17 protein-coding genes are annotated in these 21,692 nt (G+C 46.0%); 1 reads left to right on the top strand and 16 read right to left on the bottom strand.

Annotation, left to right across the window (positions count from 1 at the left end):
* Positions 1-29: 29 nt before the first annotated feature.
* From ACLWMH_RS06180 to ACLWMH_RS06200, 5 genes are all read right to left on the bottom strand, one after another.
* Positions 30-1,598, bottom strand: coding sequence for a GH3 auxin-responsive promoter family protein (locus ACLWMH_RS06180; RefSeq protein ID WP_411915834.1), 1,569 nt, complete (start codon positions 1,596-1,598; stop codon positions 30-32).
* Between the two features lie 13 nt (positions 1,599-1,611).
* On the bottom strand, positions 1,612-2,907 hold the full coding sequence (locus ACLWMH_RS06185; RefSeq protein ID WP_411915835.1) for a type IX secretion system plug protein: 1,296 nt from the start codon (positions 2,905-2,907) through the stop codon (positions 1,612-1,614).
* Positions 2,904-4,298, bottom strand: coding sequence for a right-handed parallel beta-helix repeat-containing protein (locus ACLWMH_RS06190; protein WP_411915836.1), 1,395 nt, complete (start codon positions 4,296-4,298; stop codon positions 2,904-2,906). The genes ACLWMH_RS06185 and ACLWMH_RS06190 overlap by 4 nt, the downstream gene beginning before the upstream one ends.
* A gap of 7 nt (positions 4,299-4,305) precedes the next feature.
* Positions 4,306-5,286, bottom strand: a complete 981-nt coding sequence (locus ACLWMH_RS06195; protein ID WP_411915837.1) for an NAD(P)-dependent oxidoreductase — start codon at positions 5,284-5,286, stop codon at positions 4,306-4,308.
* A gap of 972 nt (positions 5,287-6,258) precedes the next feature.
* A complete protein-coding gene (locus tag ACLWMH_RS06200; RefSeq protein ID WP_411915838.1) occupies positions 6,259-7,917 on the bottom strand; it encodes a T9SS type A sorting domain-containing protein in 1,659 nt (552 codons plus the stop codon).
* Between the two features lie 603 nt (positions 7,918-8,520).
* On the opposite strand from ACLWMH_RS06200, the gene ACLWMH_RS06205 reads away from it, so the two are divergent.
* Positions 8,521-8,766, top strand: a complete 246-nt coding sequence (locus ACLWMH_RS06205; protein ID WP_411915839.1) for a hypothetical protein — start codon at positions 8,521-8,523, stop codon at positions 8,764-8,766.
* Positions 8,767-8,870: 104 nt separating this feature from the next.
* Here the strand turns inward: ACLWMH_RS06205 and ACLWMH_RS06210 are convergent, their stop codons facing one another.
* The 11 genes from ACLWMH_RS06210 to ACLWMH_RS06260 form a co-directional block, all read right to left on the bottom strand.
* Positions 8,871-10,121 (bottom strand): OmpA family protein, encoded by a 1,251-nt coding sequence (locus ACLWMH_RS06210; RefSeq protein ID WP_411915840.1) that lies wholly within the window; start codon positions 10,119-10,121, stop codon positions 8,871-8,873.
* 41 nt (positions 10,122-10,162) lie between these two features.
* Complete coding sequence (locus tag ACLWMH_RS06215; protein WP_411915841.1) at positions 10,163-11,395, bottom strand: OmpA family protein; 1,233 nt, start codon at positions 11,393-11,395, stop codon at positions 10,163-10,165.
* Positions 11,396-11,660: 265 nt separating this feature from the next.
* On the bottom strand, positions 11,661-12,647 hold the full coding sequence (locus tag ACLWMH_RS06220) for a DUF5106 domain-containing protein (RefSeq protein ID WP_411915842.1): 987 nt from the start codon (positions 12,645-12,647) through the stop codon (positions 11,661-11,663).
* Between the two features lie 44 nt (positions 12,648-12,691).
* A complete protein-coding gene (locus ACLWMH_RS06225; RefSeq protein WP_411915843.1) occupies positions 12,692-13,669 on the bottom strand; it encodes a dihydroorotate dehydrogenase-like protein in 978 nt (325 codons plus the stop codon).
* 61 nt (positions 13,670-13,730) lie between these two features.
* Positions 13,731-14,411, bottom strand: a complete 681-nt coding sequence (locus ACLWMH_RS06230) for a YggS family pyridoxal phosphate-dependent enzyme (protein WP_411915844.1) — start codon at positions 14,409-14,411, stop codon at positions 13,731-13,733.
* A complete protein-coding gene (locus ACLWMH_RS06235; RefSeq protein WP_411915845.1) occupies positions 14,404-14,865 on the bottom strand; it encodes a DUF4494 domain-containing protein in 462 nt (153 codons plus the stop codon). The genes ACLWMH_RS06230 and ACLWMH_RS06235 overlap by 8 nt, the downstream gene beginning before the upstream one ends.
* 88 nt (positions 14,866-14,953) lie before the next feature.
* Positions 14,954-15,685: a hypothetical protein gene (locus ACLWMH_RS06240; protein ID WP_411915846.1), complete on the bottom strand. Its 732-nt coding sequence runs from the start codon at positions 15,683-15,685 to the stop codon at positions 14,954-14,956.
* 38 nt (positions 15,686-15,723) lie between these two features.
* A complete protein-coding gene (locus ACLWMH_RS06245; RefSeq protein WP_411915847.1) occupies positions 15,724-16,440 on the bottom strand; it encodes a 6-phosphogluconolactonase in 717 nt (238 codons plus the stop codon).
* Between the two features lie 202 nt (positions 16,441-16,642).
* Positions 16,643-17,371 (bottom strand): C40 family peptidase, encoded by a 729-nt coding sequence (locus tag ACLWMH_RS06250; protein WP_411915848.1) that lies wholly within the window; start codon positions 17,369-17,371, stop codon positions 16,643-16,645.
* A gap of 18 nt (positions 17,372-17,389) precedes the next feature.
* On the bottom strand, positions 17,390-18,304 hold the full coding sequence (locus tag ACLWMH_RS06255; RefSeq protein WP_411915849.1) for a ribonuclease Z: 915 nt from the start codon (positions 18,302-18,304) through the stop codon (positions 17,390-17,392).
* Positions 18,305-18,507: 203 nt separating this feature from the next.
* Entirely contained in the window at positions 18,508-21,411 is a 2,904-nt protein-coding gene (locus ACLWMH_RS06260) for a trypsin-like serine protease (RefSeq protein WP_411915850.1), read from the bottom strand.
* Positions 21,412-21,692: the final 281 nt, after the last annotated feature.

Consider the following 21,692-nt stretch of genomic DNA (forward strand, 5'->3'; position numbering starts at 1 on the left):
TTTCCTTACAAACTAAATCAATAACTAAATTAATCTCGGAGAGGAGGAATTTCTCCCTGTGCTATTTTATTCGGACTGATCTCTGTAGTACACCCGTAGGACAAAAGTTTGTCTACAATAGTGCGATCATTTCTAAGACGGGGTATCTTAATCTGTCCGCCTAATCGACTTGTATCACTCAAATAGCGCTCGAATAGTCCCGTATCGGCGACATGGAGCTTGAGTGGAAGTAGCGTCATATCATCGTAACGCTTAGCATCGTAATCACTATTCAGCTTGCGAAGTTCCTCATCCAGACGCTGAGCAAAGTAAGCTAAATTATCCGGTTGTACGGAGAATTCCACCACCCACTCATGTCTACCCTTTCCCTGCTGAGGCAAAAAGCATGGAGCTGCCGTATATTCCTTTACCAATGCGCCACACTCCTTAGCAACCACCTCTATAGCCTTGTCTGTATTGAATACCATAAGCTCCTCACCAAAGGCATTGATATAGGCAGAGGTACGACCCGCAATGATTATTTTATAAGGATTCGTAGAGGTAAAGCGCACCGTATCGCCGATCATATATCGATAAAGCCCTCCCAGCGTACTAATCAGCATGGCATACGTTTTACCTGTTTCTACTGCTTGCAGCGGAATTGCCTCAAGATTTCCCTTATCAAGGCTATCCAAAGGGATAAACTCATAGAAAACCCCATAATCGAGCATAAGCAAAAGCGCGGGATCTGAGGGGTCGTCCTGTATACCAAAGAAGCCTTCCGAAGCATTGTACGTCTCTCTATATTGCATTCTATTTGAAGGGATCAAGCGCCTATACTCTTCCCTATAGGGCGCAAAACTGATTCCCCCGTGGAAGAAGACCTCCAAATTAGGCCATATTTCCGAGAGCGTCTCTTTACCGGTGGCTTCAAGGAGTCGCTTAATAAGCACGAGCATCCAAGAGGGCACTCCGGACAGACTACCTACATTGGCATCCTTCACCTCATGAATTATAGCCTCTATTTTGCTATTCCACTCGGTCATTTGTAGTGTGCTGCGTTTAGGAACTCGAGAAAGATTGCCCAATAGCGGCATTTTCTCCACAAGGATAGAGCTTAAATCACCAACCCGGACCTTAGAAGTCAAAGCGACAGGCTTTTGGCTACCGCCTAATACCAGCCCCTTTGTTCTAAAAAAACGACTATCAGGGCGAGTCGACAAGTACAGCCAAAGTGTATCAGAGGCTCCTCGGAAGTGGCACTTATTAAGATGCAAGGAATTGACCGGTATATATTTACTGCGTCCTCCTGATGTTCCACTTGACACGGCAAAGCGCAAGCAACTGCCCGGCACCAACTCATTCTCTTGTCCTCGGGTCATTTCCTCTACGTGTTTGCGAATATCCTCGTAGGCAACAATGGGCACCTGACGCTGCCACTCCGTATAGCCGGCACACTCCGGAAGTGCAAACTGCTCTCCGTAACGCGTGCGATTAAAGCGTCCGATCAGTCTATTCAACTGCTCAGCCTGTATTGATTCCGCCTTTGTGGCATATTTTTCAATCGCTCTCAAGCGATAGCTCATTGCCTGATAAATGGTTTGGGTAATACGATCCATGTTCTATTACGCACTATTTCTTCATATCACTACACTCGTAAGCCCCTATAAGAGCCATGTGAGAAAAAGGATATATTTCGCCCCGATAGAGCAAAATGGTATAACTATTTTGTGTTTGGTAATGATTGCCTTCTGTAAGACGGGTAGTTAGTGCCCCATGCTCACCTGCAGAGGCATAAAGGAAGGAGTAGTAACCTGCTTTGAGTAGTAAGGTAGCTTCATAGCATCCCCGCTCAGTGCTATACTGAAGTACTCGTTCCTCATTAGGAAGTGCTTCAAAAGCTTCGCCCACAAGAAGTACATTATCCTTCAATCGCTCAGAGGAAAAGCGAAAGTCCACCTCATAATAATCCGCTGTTAGATCTGCTTCATAAGAAGCTCGGGGAGCGCGCACTACAAAAAGCCCATCAGCATCTTTTTCCTCTATATAAGATAGGGCACTCCTATTGTGCTGAGGATAGAGTATAGCCTGCTCAGGCACACCCGGTAGAAGTGACTGCACGCCCATATTGCTATGCTCTTTTGACAGCATCTCAAATGAATGATACTCATTGCCGGCTTCAAAGACAGCCGCCTCGTTTCGCTCAAAAAAAAGTTCTTCCGGAGAAAAGAAGGAGGGTGTTTCCAGCACTTGTACATTGTCGCGACGTCCGTTCTGTCCCACTACAAGCTTATAGGGGCCATTCTCAAGCAATGCTTGCCTTTCGTCAAAGTATACTTTACTCTCCACCGCTTGGTAAGAGGAGTAATTGCCTTTGGGGGTATAAGGAGTCACTCGGGCTGATAGTGCGCAATGATTCTTAAGAAGCGCAAATCCCACTTCAGCAATAGGGATTGACGGATCGCTTCGCAAATGAAGGCGTAGCAACCAATTGCCCGGAAGAATAGGCCTTGTCTCTGAAGAAGCATCTATACAGAGCGAATAATGACGATACAGCACCTGAGTCATTACAGAAGGTTGTGAAGCCGCCAAAAGCCCCTCAGCAAAGCCTACTACTGCTAATCCATGCGGCACTGATACAGGGTGCCAAGACTCGTCACAATAGGAAAGTGTATAGCCAATCTCCTCCGGCATAGCATCCAACAAATCAAATGAAATGAGCAACTTTTCCCCTTTTGTAGGTGAATAATAGGGGAAGGGCCTATGAAGTGTACCATTCTCACCTTCTACGGACACAGATAAAGTAGCCATTCGAGCATCTAACATGCGAATGGGGAAGAAGTCACCTGCACGCATATCGAGACGCAGCGCGAAAAGCGACACCACGAATAGAGAAAGTATAAATGAAGCTTCCCTAATGCGCATCATCTCCTATTTCTTTTGGGCTCCTTCGCTTCAGACGGCTCATAAGCACCCCAGGCAGCAGAGGCTGTACGAGGCACCCCGAAGCGGTCATGCAAAGGGGTTTGGTCAGTAGTTGGACGGGCTACGAAGGGAGCCTTGGGCAAAGGACGATAATCATAAATGAAGTCATATTCGTTCTTTTCTAAGTTACGTCCAACGTGTGTATAAGTAGAATCTGCCGCCAACTTTGCTTCTATAGATCCCTCTCCGAGTCCTTTACCGCGTATATAGCACTGATTAAATTGCATTAAACTAGCTTCATCACAATGCACCTCGTTCGCCATAGAGCCATCTACGACTGAAGCCTCTGCATGGAGTTCGCTTTCCTTACCGGTTGAGTCAGCCACTATACTGACGGCTTCTCCTTGGCGCAGGTCAAAGGGATACCAATTACAGATCGTTGTATAGCACATATTACATGAAGCTCCCTCCAATCGAAGGGAATGACTCAGCGTATTTGAGAGTTCACAATTGACCAAAGCTGCCTTTCCTCCACGCACGACAGAGACGGCACCCCCTTTCATATTGGTTATTTGACACCCTTCAAGGCGTATTGTAGCCCCTTCTACAATAACGCCCCCTCTCCCATTGCGCACAATTGTATTTTGCAGGAGATTATCCCTACTTGAAGGGTAGAAGCGAAGTGCCTCCCATTGACCGGGAATGAGGCGATAATTCACATCTTTTACAAGATTATCCCTTCTCACCCCTTCAATCATTATAGGATTTTCCGGAGTACCCAGAGCCTCTATGCGTCCATACACCTCAATGTGCGCACTATTAGCCATCAAAATGTGTGTACCGGCAGCCATACGAAGAGTGACTCCTTCCTTCACCACTAAGCTATCACGCAAGTAGAGAGGGCGTCCTCCCGTGAAAAGTGTATCTCGCTCAATTTGCAGCGCAGTAGCATGATCCGTATTCATTCGCCATGCCTCAATGCGAATGGTATCTACAAGACTACCACTTTGGAAACGAAGCGTCGCTATTTCTTCTTCGGGCAAATCAGAAGCCCCTTCGGGGAAAGTTGCCTCTACAAATACAAATATGCTGTCCTTCGCCGGTATTAGTATATCACTAAATTGCGCACCGGCCCTACCATCCACATTAGCTCTAAAGAAATTGGACGACTGCACTAAAGCGACATGCTCCAAAAGCATCTGCTCGGAAGAGGTATTATACACTATCAACCTTGATGTTGAGGAAGATATACGTGTGTAAAGAGTATCCAACCGGAGGGTATCAACCGAGAAACTCAAATGATGAGCACCCGTGACGATACGCTCTTGCGCACAGCCTAAGAGCCCAAGAAGAGCGAGCCCGCAAAGGAATAACGAGAGAACAGCTTGCTTCATCTATATTTTAAGGCCTTACAACGAAGGGAACGCCTTCTCCATTACGGAAGAAAAAGCCCTCCATAGCGTTGCACAGCTCTCGTGCCATTCCAACCCTTGCATCGTAGGTTTGCGTACCCACATGCGGAGTCATTACTACATTATCTAAATCGTATAGTCGCTTGTCGGGTCGATCATTATCCTCAAAAACATCCAGTGCCGCTCCGGCTATTACGCTCTTCTGAAGAGCCTCTACCAAAGCATTTTCATCGACCACAGCACCACGTGCAGTATTGATCAGAATAGCCTCCGGCTTCATCATGCGTAGCCTCTGTGCATCTACAAAATGATGCGAATCCTTATTATATGGCATGTGCAGCGACAGAATGTCGCTTTCACTAAATAGATCCTCTATAGTCGCATAACGCACCCCCAAGGTCTGCTCCTCGGCAGTGTCCAAGCGGTGTCTTTTATAATAGAGAATGTGCATACCAAAGGCCTGAGCACGCATAGCCACTGCCCTTCCTATATTGCCAAAACCGGCTATTCCTAGGGTTTTGCCAAATACATCCACACCCATACGATCCAATCGGCTGAGTTGCAAATTACTTTGCTCCTTTCTCAACAAACGATCCAACTCAGCTAGTCGACGCGTGGCACTTAGCATAAGCGCAAAAGCAAGCTCTGCCGTAGGCGCAATTACGGCTTGAGGGGTATTGGTTACAGCTATCCCCTTCGCGCGAGAATACTCAATATCTATGTTATTAAATCCGACCGCATAGTTAGAAATCAAACGAAGATTTCTACCGGCATCTATTATCTCTCTATCAATAGGGATATCGAAAACGCTACAGAGTGCATCAACCTCTCCGATGCGATCTATAATCTCCGCTTTGGTAAAATCTCTTCCCTTCGGTGGGCGAATTACCTCAAAGTGCTTCTCTAACATTGGATATAGCTCGTCTACTGTATCCAAACAAACTAATACAAGGGGCTTTTTCTTATCCATTTTTCCTTCCTTTCAAAAAAATCAGCCACTGCCGGCATATAGCACAAAGATAGGAAAACAGGCCGTAATGGAGTACTAAAGCAAAACAAAAAAACGCACATATAGCTTTAGAAATAGCAATACTGCGCGCGTCCAACGATTAAAGCAGCTACTGTATATCAACTAAATAGCCTACCGGCAAGCTATCTTCATTCTCAAGGTCAAGAAGAAGAATAAGCGATTCCTAACCTCTCACACCACCGTACATGCCATTCGGTATACGGCGGTTTAATCCGCTTTCAAATAGTCTCTAATCATGTTCGATTAGTTTCTTCTTCCCTCTTTCTTAATTTCCGCTTCCAATACTCGCGTGCTTAGCTCTATGTGGTCAATTGCTCTGACGTTTTGACCGTTGCCACTTGTCAGCAAAGACATCGGAACATACATTCATGATTGTCGTTGTGAATTATTCGGTTCTTCGCCTTGTTCTGCACGAGAACGGCTACTTCGACCTCTGCTGACTCCTCGACATTCGTTGTTACTATCCTTGAGGACTGTCGAGGTCTCACGGGATAAGCCATACATCTTTCATCGTTTACCTGCCTAATTTACGCATCAAGGCTACGGTTGCCTTTGGGAACTTCACTGCCGTTTGCCAGCTTGTCCGCTTGATACGCCTTAGTAGTAGGGTTCGAGGCGTCATGCCACGCATTCGCTATTGCTTCTTCTCACCCAAGGCTCACCCCTTGAAACTTGCAAGTCGCTATGGGGTTCGTTGGCAACTACGCCCCGGGTGGACTTTCACCACAGATGTATGACATGCCCGTCATACAAATGAAGGGGCTATACCGCAGCGTCGCGATACAGCCCCTTGAGTTAGGTCGTTTGGACCGTGATTAGTCGGAGAGATGGCAGTAGCGTCGCACCACCACCACCTCCTCATCGCAGGTGATCTGCTTGCGCAGTGCCTCCAGGCTCTCGAGGTCTAGCTCCTTACTTGACTAGTAGGACTGTGCTCTCAGAGGAGCTCTTGAGGATATACGCTCCATCGGGCAGACTGTGTAGATCTAGCTCTACACTCCCTAGGTCATTAGCCGGGACACGCTGTAGGAGCTCGCCCTGAGAAGAGTAGAGTGCTACGACCTCACCACGACTTAGCCCTGCTACGTGGACATACTCCTTAGCTGGGTTGGGATAGACTCGTAGAGCAAGCGTAGAGGGTGTCTCTACAGATACATTGTCCGTGCTCTTCAGCTCCCAGTTTTTGTCTTTAGCTACTTTGATAAGTTCGTCTGGGCACTTGTTGAGCTCGGTAGTGCTTGTCTTGCTGATGGCATAGAGTAGACCTGCGGTCTGACCCTTGCGGTCTGGAAGTGCCTGTATGAGTTCGCTCATAGCTTTTTCGTGGATGGCATTGTTGTAGATGCTGAGCTTCTCAAGCTTTGATGCAGTAGCTATCTTAATCTCGCTAATTTTATTTCCCTGACACTCTAGAGTGAGTAGTCGAGGGGCCTTGGTTAGATCTAGAGTAGTAAGTTCGTTGGAGCTACAGTTTAGCTTGAGCAAGGAGTGGTCTGCAGATACAGAGATGCTTGAGACTTTCTTTTTGCTACAGTCTAGCTCGGTAAGCTTGCCGTGGATTGTGATGGTTGCATTCTCAACGGTGTACTCCTTAGTTCCTGGATCAAAAGGCTCCCGTAGCCCCTCTAGCATGATGTCGTCATTGTCCTCGCCCGACATACTGAGAGAAACTTTGTCTCCTACTTTGAGAGCTGTCGCAAGGGTGGTCTCTCCAGCGGGGTATACAGGATCACTGCCTTCGTATTTCTTGGGATTGGGAGCGTTGAAGTCAAAGACTTTAAAGCCACGTTGCTTAGCCTCAAGGGCATCTTTCTTGAGACATACGTTGTCCCCAAACTTCTTGGCGAAAAAGCTGTCTATAACGTGTATCTCTCCTTTTTTCTTCTCTTGGGACCGGTCGGGTAGACTATAGATGAGACGACCCATAACGGTCGCTTTGATCTTATTGCAGGCACAGTATATGAATCGGATCTTGGGTGTCTTGGAGAAGTCTAGACGGGATATTTGATTGCGTGCACAGTCTAGGAACTCTAGACTGGAGCTCTTCGATAGATCAAGCTCTGAGATATTGTTTCTAGCACAGTGTACGACTGCAAGCTGAGGACATGATGCTAAGTCTAGAGCTGTAATCTTATTGTTCCAACAGTCTAGGTTCGTCAGAGAGCTACTCTTGGAGATATCTAGAGTGGTCAAGATGTTTTTCCCACAAGAGAGCGTATCAAGAGAGGAAGCCTTGGTGATATCAAGCTGATCGATCTCATTAAAAGTGCAAGTGAAGTTGGTGATATCTCCGTTGACGGACACCTTATCTTTCGTGAGGGTGTACTGGTGAAGAGCTCCGTCCGCTACGATAGACTCTTTTAGTCCATCGGCCTTTACAGGAGTCTTTGCCTTAACGCTGAGCCGAACTTTAGTACCGACTTTACTCGTCGTGTGAAATGTGATGGACTCTTTGCTCTCGGACGTATTACTTCCGTCTTGAGCAGATGTAAGAGTGATGCTTCCTAGGAGCATCATGATGAGTGTGAGGAATAGGCTCCTCCGTAACAAACTGGTAGTAAGTTGATTCATATTCTTTTCGTATTATGGTTGAAAATACTAGTGCAAAGGTAGGATCAACTATCTCTCTAGAAAATCAGTTTATGTAGGTATTTTAGAGGTGTGGGGTACGTAATCTTGAGTATTAGTCGGAGAGGTGGAAGTAGCGTCGCACCGCCTCCTCATCCAACGATAACCGAATAGCACGATCTACGGTGCGTTTACCGCGCCGTGGAAGTGCTAAGTGCAGCTGATATACATCGAGTAGGTCGGGGAACGAGAGTTTTCTGACCTACTTTCGTTTCCTTTCCTCTCACACCACCGTATGTGCCGTTTGGCATACGGCGGTCTAATTCCTATTCAAAGAGTGAATAATCATGTTAAATTAGCTTCTTCTTCCCTCTTTCTTAATTTCCGCTTACGATGATTGCGTGCTTAGCTATATGTGGTTGATCGCATTGACGTTTTGACCGTTGCCACTCGTCAGCAAAAAAGACATCGGAACATACATTCTTGATTGTCGTTGTGAATTATTCGGTTCTTCGCCTTGTTCTGCACGAGAACGGCTACTTTGACCTCTGCTGACTCCTCGGCATTTGCTGTTACTATACTTGAGGACTTGCCAAGGCCTCACAGGTGGAACATACTTTTTTCATCGTTTACCTGCCTAATCTACGTATCAAGGTTAGGGTTGCCTTTTGGAGCTTCACTGCCTTTGGCCAGCTTGCACGCTTGATACGCCTTAGTAATAGGTTTCTGTTCGTCAGACCACGAATTTGCTATTGCTTCTTCTCTCACAAGGGTCGCTCCTTGAAACATGCAAGCCGCTATGGGGTTCGTTGGCAACTACGCCCCGAGTGGACTTTCACCACAGATGTATAACATGCCTGTCATACCAAAAAAAGAGCAGCTCCCTCATATTGAGGAAGCTGCCTTCTTTAGGTAACGCTACGTGTAAACGAAGCGTTTAAACCGAGTACACTGACTTATTCAGCAGTCATGATTACTACGCGGTTCCACTCATTGCGTTCGAACGGCTGTTCAGTGCAACCCTTAGAATCAACTACGATGCGACTTTCATCTACACCATACTGCTTAACAAGGATATCCTTTACAGCATTAGCACGAAGCTCAGAGAGACGCTGGTTCCAGTTAGCACTACCGGTCTTTTCGTCAGCATAACCTGTTACATAGATCTTTTCATTGTTATTCTTAGCGTATTCAGCTGTGTTGTAGATGTTGATCAATTGGTTCTGGTCAACCTTTGCACTACCGATACGGAAGTAAACAATATTATTGAGAATTGTCTTAGTAACAACCTGTGCTTCAGGAGCCTCAGGACATTCAGGACAGCTTACAGGACGCTTGCTGAGTTCTGCATTCTGAGCGCGCAAGTCGCTGATCTGTGAGTTAAGATCATTAACCATAGCCCAGTCCATAGGAACCACTTCAGTAAATTCAGGAGTACCTAAGTTGAATGAGAAACCTGCTGTTAACATAGCGAGAAGATCTGCGCTAGCCTTAGCACTTACAGGAACACTCTTTCCCAAAACATCCATCTGAGTAGAAGAGGTGCTGCCAGCGAAGTTATTCTTCATAGCCATTACCTGTGCTTCCAAATTGAGGTCTACACGACGGCCCAAACGGAACTTGAAGATCAAACCTGCATTGATAGCTCCTGAGAAGTCATTCTTAGTAAACTCATCCAAAGCATCCGTATTATCGAAGATCTTGCCTTCGCTAGTTTGGAGCTTGCATCCTACACCTACACCTACGAAAGGAATGAAGTGGAATACTCTCTTAGGATTGTACACAGCGAAGTAGTTTACTACATCGAACATAAATTCGTACTGTGCAGCTACGAAATAGTTGGTGTACTGCTTAAGAGCGGCATCCTTAGCGATCGTATTAGGTACACTTTCAAATCCGGGAACACCCCATCCATAGAAGTGAACACGATTTGCATAGTAAGGAGAGATCCACTTACCAAATGCGAGGTTAGGCATACCCCAACCGATGCGATCACCAAACTTAGCATCGTTATTAGCTTCGCTGAGTGGCATCATAACAGCACCACCTTGGATATCCATGAACCAATGGTCACCGGCCTTATCCTTATTGAATACAGTCTTGTGAGCGGGAAGCTGCTGTGAAGCAGGAGCTTCTTCTTGCGCTTTTGCGCCGAAAGTCAGTGCGCATGCACCCATCAGGGTGAGCATTAAAACTTTTGCTTTCATATCTAATTGTCTTTTTTACGAATTAAATGATTCCTCCTTACTTACTTAGAGCGTACGATAACAACGCGATTCAAGCCCTTCGGTGAGAACTGATCGGTTGCACCTTGCCATTCAGTGGTTACCAAGCTAGAGTCAACTCCATAAGTATTTACAAGAGCATCAGCAACTGCCTTAGCACGACGCTCAGAAAGACCCATATTGTACTCAGAAGAGCCTGTTGTATCAGCATAACCAATTACAAGCACGGAAGTATTGTTTTCTTTGATCAAACGAGCGATTTCACTCATTTGGATTTCCTGATTAGGAGCGATTACATCGCTATCGAAAGCGAAGATAATAGCCTTATCAGAGATCACTGTAGAAGCAACAACTTCCTTTGCAGGAGCTACTTCAGGACATTCAGGACAGCTTACAGGACGCTTGCTCAATTCAGCGTTTTCAGCCTTCAAAGAGTTGATCTGACGATTGAGGTCGTTGATAAGCTCGTAATCCATCGGGGTTACTTCGTTCCACTCTGTTTGACCGAGGTTGAAGTTAAGACCGAGAGATGCTACCGCTGCAAAACCATTGTATGCATCAGTACCCTTCAAATACGGTGTCAAATTTTCTCCATCAAATATAGCATCGCGCTTTGTGAAGTTGAGGTTACTATAAATAGCCTGAGCTTCCAAGAAGAGATCTACGCGCTTAGCCAAACGGAATGAGAAGATAAGACCTGCGTTTGCAGTTGCCGAATGACGATAGGGTTCCTTGAAATCTTCATAGAACTTGAACTGATAACCAAGACCCATGAAAGGAATGAAGTGGAATACACGATTAGGCTTGTATGCAGCGAAATAGTTTACTACATCAAACATAAAATCGAAATGAGCACCTACAAATGCTGTTTTGAAGTACTGGTATTTACCACCCATTTGTTCCAGATAGGGAGTAGGCATGTAAGCACCTTGTAACTGCAAGCGAGTTGCAAAGTAAGGATTATGCCACTTACCCAAAGAAAGAGCCGGTACAATGTTACCACCTTCCTTAAGGCAGTCTTCCATATAGGTACTGAAATTGATACCATTCTTCTCACCGGGGTTATATCCACCGAACTGAGAGGCTACACCGCCTTGTACACTGATAAACCAATGACCCTTGCTATGTTCAAAAGCAGTCCGGTTGGCAGGCAGTTGGGATTCCGTTGCCTCAGGCTGCTGGGCACTTGCTGTGAGTGCCAAAGCTCCCATAAGAGAGAGCAATAAGTACTTTACCTTCATACGTTTAATAATCATACTGTTAGCGTTACTTCTATTTTTTTATTTCTTCTTTTTCAATTATCTCGGCCGGTTCTCTAGCCGGCTTTTCTTTTTCGTTTTTAGTCAATTTCAGTGATCCTATCACTGCTCTACTACACAAAGGTAGATAAAAGGACTGATATAGAAACCACTTTTACCCTATTTTGTTCACTTGAAAGCGTTCTTTCAGTGGCTGTTGTTTGATTTTTTTACTTTCAGATGGGCTACTACATAACATCATATACACCTCTAAGCAACTAAACTACAAAGAGATATGTGCCTTGAAGTCATTTTTTAAAAATTGCTCCAATTCCTCGAAAGAGGCATTCTTCAACAACACAACTCCTTCTTTATTTAACATATAAAGAACAGGTGTTTCTTCAATATTGTACAAATTCTCCCTTAATATTCGTCCATCTTTATTGTATCCATAATAGGTAGTAAAAGAGGGCAATTCTTCCACACCGGAAAGAAATATATCTTCATAGGGGAAAGGATATACATACAAGAGAGCAAGCTCACCGGAGGTTACAAGCTGTCTAATAATACGACTCCGCTCTATCTTCTTAGTCATCTTACGACAATGCTCGCAGCCGGGGGCAAAAAAGATCATTAGTGCAGGTTTTCCCTCAAAACTCTTCAAGCTACGCATCTGCCCCAGTGTATCAACCGACAAAAAGCCTTCTGCATGACTTCCGAGAGAATTACGTGAAAGCATTTTATAGAGAAACTTAGCTCGTTCAGAACGCGCCAGATCCACTTTAGCAGAGACGCTCAGCTCCTTCAGTATAGGAAGATAATACGGCTCATAACGCTTAGGGGCTCGTCCCTCTGCATAAAGCAATTCGCCCATGGCATCAGCAAAGAAGATTAGTAGATCTCCGTCACTAGCCTTTAATGGCTTAACAAGAGATTCCGCCACACTGTCGACCGGCAACTGTATGGCAGCGAAGACCAAGTCCTCCACATTCTTCCTAAGCAACTCTTTGTGCGCAAGTAACGCCTGAGAATCGTAGAAATTGCAATCATCCCAATAGTGCTTCACATACCATAAAGCTCGAGCCTCTGCATCAGCAAGCGTCCGAGGAGGTAAAGGGGGGACATAAGCGCGATAGAGGGTATCCACTGCTAAAGGTCGCTGAGCACTTACAGAACGCCCCTTACATGATAGTCCTACAAGGCATAAGACAACGCAAGACACCCATACTAAAGCTGTCATTCGTAACCCTGCTATGTGTGTCTTGCCCATTATAGTCCCAATTGTCAGCCTTCTTTCGAAGGCTTAGGAACAAACTACTCCTTATTTCCAAAATAGCGCATGAATTGCATGCGGCTATAGAGGGCATGGTCTGTTTCAGTCGCTTTCAGCTTACCGCGGAACTCATCAATAGCTCGGTACTGTTTGTTTTCCATCCACGCTTCAATACCCTCAAGGGTCTTGGTTACTTGTTCCACACCATTCTGATAAAGGGCAGAACACATCTGCACTGTCTGAGCACCTGCGAGGAGTGCTTTCAAAGCACATACAGAACCATGGATACCGGTAGAAGCCGACACAGGGAAATCACTCAGCTCAGCGGCTACAATACCGGTGTAGCGAAGCGTATCCGATATATCGCTCGGCTCAGTAAACACCTTTCCGGAGGTAATTTCTTCTCTTTGTACATCTATATCCATCCGATAGGAGCGATTAAAAAGAGTAACTCCCTTTGCTCCGGCTTGCTTTAAGCGGGCAATCAATGCTATAGGACAAGAGAACTCTTTTGAGATCTTCACCTGCACAGGAAGCGACACGGCAGTCGTTATACTACGCACAATATTTACGTACTCTTCGACTACTACAGCCGGATCTGCCGTCAAGGAGGCCTCAAGGCGCATAATATTTACTTCTATAGCATCGGCTCCTGCCGCTTCCATATTCTTGGCGAACTCGGCCCAATCCCCTTTGTGATAGCAGTTGATACTTGCTATAATAGGCACCTCATTTTCATCCTTAACCTGCTTTATCAGATCAAGATGCTTCTGTACCTCATGCCCTTTGATATAATGATTTACATAATCAAAGGCTTCCGGATAATACTCACCCCCACTCACTACATTCTGAGAAAGAGTGTCGATTTGCTCCTCAAAAAGTGATTTGATCACTACAGCTGCACATCCGGCGTCAACTAACGCTTTTACTTTAGCGGCCGACGAAGTGAGGCCGCTACTGGCGGCTACAACAGGGTTACGCAGTATAAGTCCGGCGTAGTTTGATGTTAGCTCCTTCATGCTCTTTTATGTGTATTTATTTTTAATTTCCTTATTCTTCCTTGTTAACAATCAAGAGGGCTTAATAGTTGCGTTCGCCCATAATTGCCGTACCGACTCGAATCATGGTACTACCCTCCTCTACCGCTATAGGCCAATCGTTACTCATCCCCATGGAAAGGGTATCGAAGAGGGACTCTTCTGAGGTGAAGTAATGCGATTTCTGCTGCTCAAAAAGTCGCTTTAGGCGTGCAAACTCGCGTCTGATCTGCTCCTTATCATCTGTATGGGAAGCCATTCCCATTAGTCCACGAATACGAACAAAAGGACGCTCTTTGATCGCTTCTACACACTCCTTTGTAAGCTCATCCAGCTCACTCGGAGCTATTCCCTCTTTGGTTTCTTCTCCACCTATATGTACCTCCAAAAGGATATCCACCACACGCTGCGCCTCCTCTGCCCGCTTGAGTACCTCATCAAAAAGACGCTTGCTGTCTACACTATGGATCAGCGACACAAAGGGAATGATCCGCTTCACCTTATTACGTTGCAGATTACCCACAAAATGCCAACGAATATCTTTAGGCAAGTGCTCAGCCTTAGGCACAAGCTCCTGCACATGATTCTCCCCGAAATCCCTTGCCCCGGCTTCATAGGCCTCCATCAAAGCCTCTTCGGGATGAAACTTAGTGACCACTATTAAGCGAACAGACTCCGGAAGAGCCTTTTGGATCGCCTGTATGTTATCACCAATTTTACTCATTACTCTTTGCTGCCCCCTGACCATCGGCCCAGAGGATATCTACTATATTTGTTTCCGACACAGAGGCTATTTGCCATTCACTGATACTTGAAGCCATCTCCTTCTCTATACGTTTGGCAGCTTCCAACACAGAGGATGCTTTTACTATCATAGTAGCGGGCACTCGCTTCTCTACGCCCTTTTTCTCATCTATAGAGATGAAGTTTACCTTACACCTATACAAATAGGTAGCATCAGGGTCCTCACTAAGAAAAAGATCGGTCAGCTTCTCTTTCTTAATGGATGAAACCGTAAATTCCCCATTGGACGTAAAGGGGGTTATCTCCTCTATTAGCCTTGCTTCTGCCTCTGTAACCGTATAGGCATCTATAAGGTAGCACTCTTGGCTACTTTTAATAGCACCCTCATCCGTTATCTTTTGGTATCTTACCTTACACTCGTACCAGCTATTCATCTCTTCGTTAATCAAAAGTTCGCTGCAAAGATAGACAATTAACGAGCATTTGTACTCGCCTTACTCTCCTTAAAGAGAACGAATGCCTCTATTTTTGCGAAAGCTGATGTCCCAACCTCGTGTACATTATTTCGCTAAGCAACAAACGAATGCGCTCTGCAATAGGCCGGAACGATTTATAGCTCCATATACCGGATGCGGCAGCTCCCACGATCGGGAGCACTTTGGCAAGCCCTCCACTCACAGCTGTTCGCAGCAACTGCTCTGAAAGTGCCGACACTGTCTTCTTTACAATAGGATGATTCTTATCAATCTGCTCCTGTGCCATAGCCTCATTCAGATTCGGCATCATATCATTGGCGACTGACATGATCACCCCTTTGGCCTCATGCACGCCAACTCCATACCCAAGGATTAACGAAAGGCGAGCTATCGTCTCATCGGTGGGCTCTTCATTGAAGAAGAAATCATCCCAACCATATAAGTAAGCGAGCTTCTGCGTCATAATAACGAGCTGCGTCACAAACTGGAGTGTATCGCCGGGCACACTTAGCCACATCGCGGAGGCACCCAGCAAGCCTGCTCCACCAGAGATTAAAGCCGCTTGATTTAAGTGCTTTTCTACTATCTCTTTACCTAAATGATCCAGCACTTGCACCTCCACAAGGCTCTCCGGGCGGAGGAAAGCTATTTTATTCAAATCTTCGGGTGTGCAAAAGGGAGCTAAGGAAGTTGCCAAAAAGCGATTCCGATTGATCCGCGCCAAATTATTCTTCAATGCTAAGGAAAGCATCGATTCCCAATTGATTTTCTTTGCCATATTGTCGCCTGTTCGTTACAGTGATTAAAATGTCGTTATCAATATATTGCGTAGCTTTTCTCCCTCATGGCAGCTGCATCTGCATAGAGCGTACTCCACGGGTTGAGTGCTGTAAGCACGTTCGCCGGATAGGCCTTTGCCTCAGGCATCAGATTAACCATATTTCCTATCACGAAGCGGATATCGTCGCCAAATGCATATAGAAAGATTTTTTTAACCTCGCTCAGTGCTTGAAAGGAGAGGGTTACGGTCTCTTCTCCACTCTCCGGTCGCTTATTGACTAAATATACGTCCTCCTTATAATAAAGCTCTTCCTGCCCGGGATGTATTTCTGCCACATGACCATCTTCATGTAGCGCAAGGAGTACTGCATCAAAGAGAGGATATCCATTCAATAGAGGCACTTCACCGGTCACTTGCTGCTGATAGCTCTGCGCGGCCTGAGCGGCACTATCCGCATCAATGGGAATCCTATACACCTGCTCTTCTCTGATAGGTACTTTCGTTATTAAGTGGTGCCGCGCTACATCGTAGTTAATCCCGGCTTGCGTACCACTAATCACCTCACTGACAAAATAAAGACGCACCTTCTGCCAATTGATATTTGCCGCTGCTAAGGCTTGATACACCATTGGGGCATCTTCACCTCCGGTTATAGCTAAGTGATACACGGGCTTCTTTTCCACTTCCTCAGCTATACGCTCTGCTAACTTCTGTGCCACCTCCTTTGGTGACGGATAACTCAATATATTCATTTTAGTTCGGTCTATTGTATTTTTTCAAGGGGTTACCCTTATTCTCTCATCATACTGTGAGCGAACTTCCCCTCGCTTCAAAGATACAAATAAATGATCAATAGAAAGGATACAAGGAGGCACAGAAGGCTCCTATAAAAAAGGAGAGAGAACGTAAAAGGAACTACGTACCCTCTCCAAAGAAAAAGTCATGAACGAGTGGCTAACCCTCTACACAAGGAATCTGAGGTGTAGCCAAGCAAGTAGGCACCTGAGTATCACAAATGAAAAGAGGCGGAATGACCGCATCGGTAGAGGGGGCATTCTTGGCATCAAAGTAGCGATGCAACTTAGGGATACGTCTCGCTCCCGCATAGCGAGAACGAAAATACGCACTATCGTCGATCCGCTCTATCACAATTCCGCGACTTGTGGAGCTGTGCAACATAGTAATACCCCGCTTATCAACCGCAATGGCTATACCCACATGCCCGATCCTTCCTCCTCTTCTCGATCCTGAAAAGAAGACTAAGTCACCCGGCTGCACATCTTTAATGGGGGTAGTGGCATTATACATTGCTGACGAAGAGGCCGGTAGCTCAATATCAAAGCTGCCGAACAAGAAGCGTACAAAGCCGGAGCAATCGAAGGGTCGTGAGGAAGCTCCGCGCCAACGGTATGGCTTGCCTAAATAACGCTTTCCGAGGTTGATTAAATCTTCAATCATATCCCCGGAAGGGGTTACATTTAACTCAGCATAAGCTATACAGTCGGGGTGGGGCATAAATAAACCCTTCTCATTATAAACGGCCTTTGAATGATGGGTTGAGTGCTTTACTTCCGGTTTAATCGGATGTGCTTTCACCCCACAGGCCTGTACTAAGAGCAACAGGCATAAAGGAAGTATAAAGCGTACCCTTTTTAGTTGCATTAATTTGTTCTTACAATCCATAGGCTATTAACTAATGGTCTACAATTCGAAGTTGTCGCCTTCCGACGCCAACTCAGTATTAGGAAATACCTCCCTGGCCTCTTTGAGCAAAGGGGTATGATCGTCGTAGCGAGCCGAATAATGCCCCAGTAAGAGCTTATGTACGGCTGCCTTTCGGGCTATCGTAGCAGCATCCACTGCAGTCGAGTGCCACGTTTCTGCGGCTCGAGATGCATCCTGCTGCATATAGGTAGCTTCATGATACAACAAATCCACTCCCTGCAATAAAGGGACAAGGGCCTCGTGATAGGCTGTATCGCTTACGTAAGCGTACTTTCTGGCGGGCTCGCCCGGTTTCGTAAGTCGTGAATTTGGAATATGGGTACCCTCTTCCGTTGTATAAGGCTCCCCTTCCAAGATGGAGCGATAAGCGGCTATAGGTACATGGTAGAAATCAACGGCTGCTTTATCCAAATGCCTCAATGGGCGCTTCTCTTCAAAGAGATAGCCCGTAGTCGGTAGGCGGTGACGTAGTGGAAGCGTGGTAACGCGAAGCGAGGCATCCTCATAAATCATCTGACTCGTAGTGGACTCATGCTCATAGACCTCAATCTGATAGGGATTGTCGGGCCAAAAAATTTGCCCCATACACTCCACAAAGTGTTTTATACCCACAGGGCCATGGATAGCCAAGCTGCCATTACGCCCCAAGAGAGAGAGCGTAGAAAGAAGGCCGGGTAGGCCGAATACATGATCGCCGTGAAGATGAGATATAAAGATTGCCCTGATACGAGACAAGCTAAGACGACTCCGCCGCAGCGACAACTGACACCCCTCTCCACAATCGATGATGAAGATCTTACCTCTCATACTGAGAGCCTGAGCCGATGGGTTGTGACGCAAGGTGGGCAATGCACTGCCAACACCTAATATATGCAGCGTGAACGCTTCCATGGAATACAAAGATATATTATTTCATCGAATTTATAAACCCCTATCCTTTGCAAATTCCTCCCGATAATTTACATAGGGTAGGTAAAGCGTATTAGATATAACTCACTGTGAATAACAAAAAAAGGAAAGCCCCGGGACGCACTGCCCCGAGGCTTTCCTCGCTTTATCAGCACGGTGCCGTAAAGCACCGTGACCGGAGTTGCTTAACGGAATACACGCTCCGTAATATTACCATTCTCAGTGGCAAGTACAACTATGTACGCACCCTCAGCAAGATGGCCCAACACAATTTGCGACGCGGGGCGATCCATTGAGAATACTTGCTTACCATCTACGGTGTACACTGCTATCCGCTGAACACGCTCTGCATTTGCTATATTAAGTACTCCATCTGCAGCAAGCTGTGAGGGATATACTGAGGGAGCCACTGCAGGAGAGAGCTCCGGTGCATCTGCATTTGTGGGATCTTCGTACAATACCTCTATTTCATAAGCATCGTCAGAAGAGCCGTCATTGTCGGTAATAAAGTTGACATTCTTGTCTACCTCCTTCAATACAGCACCATTCTTCTTGATCCGATATCCCTTGATCACGGGGAAAGGAACCGGTGTATTGGAACGAACAAAGACGCTCTTCTCTGCATCGTTGGTATACTTAACGGCAGAGGGAGACAAAGTAAGACGAACAGCTAAGTAGCCATTGGCATAAACCCCGGCAGCCGACAAGGGGAAGAAACCAAATTCTCCTCCGATCATGTAGCTTAAGAAAGCACCTCTGTAGGGAGAAAACTCGTCAGCTGTACCGCTCATGTAACAAATCTTTACGGGAAGTTTTTCAGACTTATTGTCATACGAAACACCGGCAAAGAGATACTGATTAGGATCGATCTTGTAAGGCTTGGCAAGGTCTACAGTAACCCACTCACCCTCCTTCCAATTGTCAGGCATATTAATGGGGAATTCCTTTTTCGTAGAAGCGGGACTTCCGTTTATAATAAACGCTTTCAGCGCACCGGTCTTAGCGGTAGGAATCACGCTTACTGAAGAGATATACACGGGTGAATTGTCGGTATTCACCATCTCATCAGCACGGAACTTAGAGAATAGCTGCATACGGGCAGGAACACCGGTGTACCCACCAAAATCGATTTGTCTAAAATTCAGTTTGATCGGTTTCTCTACATTAGGATAGCCGAAGAGTGAGATTTCCTGCAGGTTACCCGGCTTCTTCCAGCTAATATTTACGCCGCCATTTGCTTTTGCACTCACTGTGGCAGGCATGACTCGCTTTACATCGCCTAAGTACAAGCCCTTCTGTACCTTATCGGCATCACCGAAAGTGTAGTCACGGCCATTATTGTAGCTATCACCGGGCAGTTTATCGCCACCATAGAGATAGCGGGCCTGAACAGCATAGACTACGTGTCCTTCGCCACGCGTATTGCTTCTGGCATCCTCTACGCTTTCGCTGAACGAGGTACCTGAGGTCACATCCTTTCCATCGAGATACATACCGTTTCGATAGATACGATACTTCACGGTCCAATGCGACGGAATGTTAGCAGTAGAAACAGGCTTCCAAGTTACATTCACGGTCTTTGCATCTTCTGAGAGGCCTACCTTCAGATCAGAGACAGCCTCCAAAGGACGCAAGTTATCACGCCAAGTACCTTGCAGCGTTTCTTCACCCGTATTCTTCGGATCAAGGAACGTATCCATCGAATAGAGCGTACTTCCCGACTGTTTGAACTTATTCCAATGATAATGCAGACGACCATATGCATCATAAGTTCCGCAACCGGGGGCACCTCCTGTAAGAGAGCCTACGATTAGTCCGTTTTCGTTGAAGAGCGGCGAGCCACTACTTCCCCCTTCGGTATCCCCTTTTGTATATTGGAAACCAAAGTGGGCGTTAGGTGCTCCAACTCCATCCCTACTACTCCACTGGTCAACTTTAATGTACCCATCACAGTAAGAGATCTTTTTAGCGTCACCGTGAGGGTGATGAATACCGGTTACTTTAGAGGGGATCCTTGCAGAATGATCCCAACCGCTATAATATACGCGGAAAGCCTTCGGTACCTCATTTTTCAGTTCGAGAAGCAAACCATCGCTCTTGCCTTGGATGTCGATGAATGTTCTTAGCTTACATCCTACTGCGGTACGACCACGGGTAACCCCTACCCCTGCTTTGCTACAACCGGGTTTTTCATAATGGAAAGTAAACATCCATTGATCCAAATCGGTCTGAGGAACGCGAGATGAGCCGATACAGTGCGCTGCGGAAAGAATGTAGGGCTTAAAGTCGACATTCGTATTATTCAACAAAGAGCCGGTGCAGATCCCCATTGATTTACCTATAACCATGATCATTTGAGCAACGGAAGCTTTCTGGGTTTGCCAGTTGTTTCCTTCAGGACAGTTTATATCTATCTGGCAGGTAGGATCGGAAGAATCTTCACCGGGGTCTTCCTGAGCACGAAGCTTACCTAAAGTAGCAGCACGATAGATATGCCCCACTCCCGAGATTTTAATGGAGGGAAGCAAAGAGTCGTCAGCACCCAAATAGGGAGCGAACTCCATGATTACAGCATCTCCGGGTAGCGGCTCATTGGCAAAAGCACCATGCTCTGCATGAGTGGCATGGGTATAAGCTCCCAAAACTTCAACTCTGTCAGGCGTATAGATAAAAAGCTCTCCACTGCCTTCCGGAATGAAGAAGTCATCGTAGTAGAGAACCATACCCTTGGCTCCCTCAGACTCAATGCGGAGCGTGTACACGGTACGACCATCCACTTCACTCTTACGTGCGGCTTTGATGAAGTCTATTTCCTGATCGATTACTCTACCAATTTGAAGCGGCTTAACGGAGATATCCCCGTGCGTACTACTCCACATATCAGTTGCCTTAGCGTCTTCCGGATTAAAGTCGGGACGCACCCTCACGACATTGGGTGTAAGCTGACCACTACGCAGCAGACTTGTCGAAGCCGCAAAGCTGGGTGGCGTGCCTCCAAAGGCCTCCTGTGCAAGGGCTGAGTAACCTCCGGCAAGAAGTGCGCCTAACACGACAAAAAGGGTGATAAAAAGCGATTTTCTTCCTCTCATTTCTTTCTATGTTCTTATTACAGTTTTTCGTTTTATTTATTTTGCATCAAAGCAAAGGTAATGAAATGATCGAAATAATTACTACCCATAAAACAATTATTTTACTAATGTGTACACTTTGTTCCTATAGACAACTAATAACGACATACTGAAACTTCAGTCTGTAAAGAGAAACATATTTCTAACTCACCACACACGCTCCACCCTCCAAATAATATAAGCTGTAAGAGAAAGCATGGCACGCCTATTACTATTTGTGTAGCGAATACGTTACCTTTGTC

It is taken from the genome of Porphyromonas miyakawae (genome assembly GCF_045865415.1).
Classification (GTDB): Bacteria; Bacteroidota; Bacteroidia; order Bacteroidales; family Porphyromonadaceae; genus Porphyromonas; species Porphyromonas miyakawae.

What these genes read in the sequence shown, in the direction of transcription:
- ACLWMH_RS06240 (WP_411915846.1), bottom strand. Translation starts at nt 15,685, where the DNA reads ATGGCAAAGAAAATCAATTGGGAATCGATGCTTTCCTTAGCATTGAAG.
- ACLWMH_RS06245 (WP_411915847.1), bottom strand. Translation starts at nt 16,440, where the DNA reads ATGAATATATTGAGTTATCCGTCACCAAAGGAGGTGGCACAGAAGTTA.
- ACLWMH_RS06225 (WP_411915843.1), bottom strand. Translation starts at nt 13,669, where the DNA reads ATGAAGGAGCTAACATCAAACTACGCCGGACTTATACTGCGTAACCCT.
- ACLWMH_RS06220 (WP_411915842.1), bottom strand. Translation starts at nt 12,647, where the DNA reads ATGGGCAAGACACACATAGCAGGGTTACGAATGACAGCTTTAGTATGG.
- ACLWMH_RS06230 (WP_411915844.1), bottom strand. Translation starts at nt 14,411, where the DNA reads ATGAGTAAAATTGGTGATAACATACAGGCGATCCAAAAGGCTCTTCCG.
- ACLWMH_RS06255 (WP_411915849.1), bottom strand. Translation starts at nt 18,304, where the DNA reads ATGGAAGCGTTCACGCTGCATATATTAGGTGTTGGCAGTGCATTGCCC.
- ACLWMH_RS06190 (WP_411915836.1), bottom strand. Translation starts at nt 4,298, where the DNA reads ATGAAGCAAGCTGTTCTCTCGTTATTCCTTTGCGGGCTCGCTCTTCTT.
- ACLWMH_RS06215 (WP_411915841.1), bottom strand. Translation starts at nt 11,395, where the DNA reads ATGATTATTAAACGTATGAAGGTAAAGTACTTATTGCTCTCTCTTATG.
- ACLWMH_RS06235 (WP_411915845.1), bottom strand. Translation starts at nt 14,865, where the DNA reads ATGAATAGCTGGTACGAGTGTAAGGTAAGATACCAAAAGATAACGGAT.
- ACLWMH_RS06200 (WP_411915838.1), bottom strand. Translation starts at nt 7,917, where the DNA reads ATGAATCAACTTACTACCAGTTTGTTACGGAGGAGCCTATTCCTCACA.
- ACLWMH_RS06185 (WP_411915835.1), bottom strand. Translation starts at nt 2,907, where the DNA reads ATGATGCGCATTAGGGAAGCTTCATTTATACTTTCTCTATTCGTGGTG.
- ACLWMH_RS06210 (WP_411915840.1), bottom strand. Translation starts at nt 10,121, where the DNA reads ATGAAAGCAAAAGTTTTAATGCTCACCCTGATGGGTGCATGCGCACTG.
- ACLWMH_RS06195 (WP_411915837.1), bottom strand. Translation starts at nt 5,286, where the DNA reads ATGGATAAGAAAAAGCCCCTTGTATTAGTTTGTTTGGATACAGTAGAC.
- ACLWMH_RS06180 (WP_411915834.1), bottom strand. Translation starts at nt 1,598, where the DNA reads ATGGATCGTATTACCCAAACCATTTATCAGGCAATGAGCTATCGCTTG.
- ACLWMH_RS06260 (WP_411915850.1), bottom strand. Translation starts at nt 21,411, where the DNA reads ATGAGAGGAAGAAAATCGCTTTTTATCACCCTTTTTGTCGTGTTAGGC.
- ACLWMH_RS06250 (WP_411915848.1), bottom strand. Translation starts at nt 17,371, where the DNA reads ATGGATTGTAAGAACAAATTAATGCAACTAAAAAGGGTACGCTTTATA.